Consider the following 2,572-nt stretch of genomic DNA (forward strand, 5'->3'; position numbering starts at 1 on the left):
CACCAGAGGAAATGTTTTATGGACTTTAACTATTATTGTCGCGGTTCAAAGTTGATACTAGGAGCTGCCTTGCTTCCAGTGATATCATTTAAAATCCACTCCAATTGACGATCATTATTTCCGATATACTCGTTTATGGAATGCTCTATTAAAATATCCGGATATAGAGCATCTTTATCGTCTTTTGTGAAGTGATACAAGCGCTTGGAATAAGTGACATCAAACTTAGAGCTGGGCAGTTTAAACTGTCCCATATCTTGGTACCCTGATGGCATTGCACCCGTTGGCTCGCCAACTAACTTAGCATTAAGTAATTGGGAAAATTGTGCAGCATTACTCATGGCCGCAGAAAAAGTCACATTATCAATAAGAACATAAACACCTGATTTCCAATTTATGGAATCAGCCAACACTAAGAACTGGGCAAGCTTTAGCCCAACAAAAAAATCTCCTCCATAATTATCTCTAAGGTCAATTATCAAGTTTTTAGAGTTATGGGAGTTGATAAAATCAAGTAAATCTTCCGCCAAGTTTTCCATTTTTGAAATGGATGTATATCGGCGAAAATTGACATATACAGTTTTATTGTCAACCGATGGCCCAAACCAAAGATCAGAATCTATTTTTTTGTATGGAATAAATATGTTTTTTTGTCGGTATGTTAGATTTGGACCAAATTTCGGTGATTGACTCGAGGTTAGCCTATAAGTAGCTGTTTTGTTGGAGAGCTCAAAAACAAAATCAGCTTCATGAATATTTGAAATTATTCCTAAACCATTTAGAACCTCAGCCTTCGGAATATACTCTGCAACTCTTGTCATCGTAGAATATTCGTTTTCAGAGAATGGGGTAATTTCAGAGAACTTTTTTATTATTTCGCTTGATGAGATGCCATCGATAGAGTCCAGTCGGGCACCTAGCAAATAAGCTTGATCATCGGTGCTTTTCACACAATAGATCTTTCCATTGAATATTTTTAACTCTACGGGGAAACTATTTAGTGACCGACCCCATAGAGGAAAGGAAGTATGCCCATCGTTAATCCTATTTGTTAAGCGCATTAATTCAACGACCACTTCATTTTCGGTTTTTTCTGAAAGGCCTCGCTTAACATTTTTTATTTCAGTTTCAAAATAATCTTTTGAAACTGAATGAAATGGATCAATGTGATGCAACAATATTCCCGCTGAGTAAGCATCTATATCTTTCACCCACCTCCCAGCATCGCTCTCAGTCATTGCGAATAAATCTAACGAATAGAATAGAGTCAGAAATAATACTTTTTTCATCATTGTCCGAAGTCCAAATGGCTTATAACGCCGTTATAACCCGCCGAAACGGAGTTGATTTGTTTGCGCTAGCGTAGCGTGAAAGCGCAAACCAAGCAACGTAGTGGAGGTCGGGTTGATAACCTTGTTACATGCTTACCATTCGATTTGGATTTCAGTACCAACTTTTACTAAATCCATGAACTCATCCATTTCTGAGTTTGTTAAGGCAATACACCCGTTGGTCCAGTTAAATCTTTGAGAAACCAAAGAAAGCCAGCCCAACCAGTTTTTTTGCCCGTGAACCATTATAAATCCGCCCGGAGAAACCCCTAATTTTTTAGCGTTAGCCTTATCTTGCTCATTCGGATAGCTAATGTGCATAGCCCTGTAGAATGATGAGTCTTCTTTTTTGTAGTCTAAGATGTAACTACCTTCTGGTGTTTTTTCATCACCTTCCTGCTGCTTGTGGCCTTTTGGATTTGCACCAAAAGCAACATGATATTCCTTCACTACTCTTTCACCATCAAGTAGATACATTCGGCTTTCAGATTTATCCACCTTTACCAAGTCAACTCCAGCAATAACTGAAGTTGAGATCATTAAGGTTAGCAGGATGATTATTCTCATGAGCATGTAACGCCAAGTTAACCGGCACAGTAGCCGGAGTGCAGTGTTGTGCAACAATACGCGTAGCGTATGCACATAAACGAAACGGAGGTTACTGTGTCCGCGTTGAACTTTTTGTTATGAGTTTCTCTCTAATTAGCACTTTATCTAGTTTATCTTTCTCAATCAACGTATCTATTACAAGATTCTTTCGTTCACTGAAGTGCCCATACACAACCACCAAATCAACACCCTTACCCCCCTTAATTGCCAAATCACTATCGATACTATAACGAACCCAAATATGAAATTTTAGATCCTCGCCACAGGAAAACCAGACAGGGATAGAATCTCTAGAGTTTTCAATATTCTTTTGAAATTGATACTCATCAGGAAAAACAGGCGAGTCCCACAAATCCATCTCTTCCGGACACTTACCTTCATTGTTTATATTTCTTTGAATATCAACCGCTTCAAATATTGCGAATTCATTAGCCTCGTTGATTAGTTTAACGTCAGAGACGCCAAGCGGATTACCTACTATCCAGAAAAAAACGCTAATCCCTAGCGGTATGGACGCCAGAAATAAAATCACAACTATTAAGTGTAGAAAGAACTTTTTCACGATTTACTCATAACGCCGCGTTAACCTGTGCCGCGTGTGAAGTGGAGTTTTGCGGTAAAGTGGCGAAGCC

Annotated in this window: 3 protein-coding genes; all 3 read right to left on the minus strand. The window is 38.8% G+C overall.

Annotation, left to right across the window (positions count from 1 at the left end):
• Positions 1-32: 32 nt before the first annotated feature.
• The 3 genes from IDZ20_RS05445 to IDZ20_RS05455 all read right to left on the minus strand — a co-directional run bounded on the left by IDZ20_RS05445 (position 33) and on the right by IDZ20_RS05455 (position 2,502).
• On the minus strand, positions 33-1,211 hold the full coding sequence (locus IDZ20_RS05445) for a S41 family peptidase (protein ID WP_188150418.1): 1,179 nt from the start codon (positions 1,209-1,211) through the stop codon (positions 33-35).
• Between the two features lie 213 nt (positions 1,212-1,424).
• On the minus strand, positions 1,425-1,898 hold the full coding sequence (locus IDZ20_RS05450; protein ID WP_188150419.1) for a L,D-transpeptidase family protein: 474 nt from the start codon (positions 1,896-1,898) through the stop codon (positions 1,425-1,427).
• A gap of 91 nt (positions 1,899-1,989) precedes the next feature.
• Positions 1,990-2,502: a hypothetical protein gene (locus tag IDZ20_RS05455; RefSeq protein ID WP_188150420.1), complete on the minus strand. Its 513-nt coding sequence runs from the start codon at positions 2,500-2,502 to the stop codon at positions 1,990-1,992.
• Between the last annotated feature and the right edge of the window lie 70 nt (positions 2,503-2,572).

Origin of the sequence: Teredinibacter waterburyi, from assembly GCF_001922985.1 — a bacterium.
Classification (GTDB): domain Bacteria; phylum Pseudomonadota; class Gammaproteobacteria; order Pseudomonadales; family Cellvibrionaceae; genus Teredinibacter; species Teredinibacter waterburyi.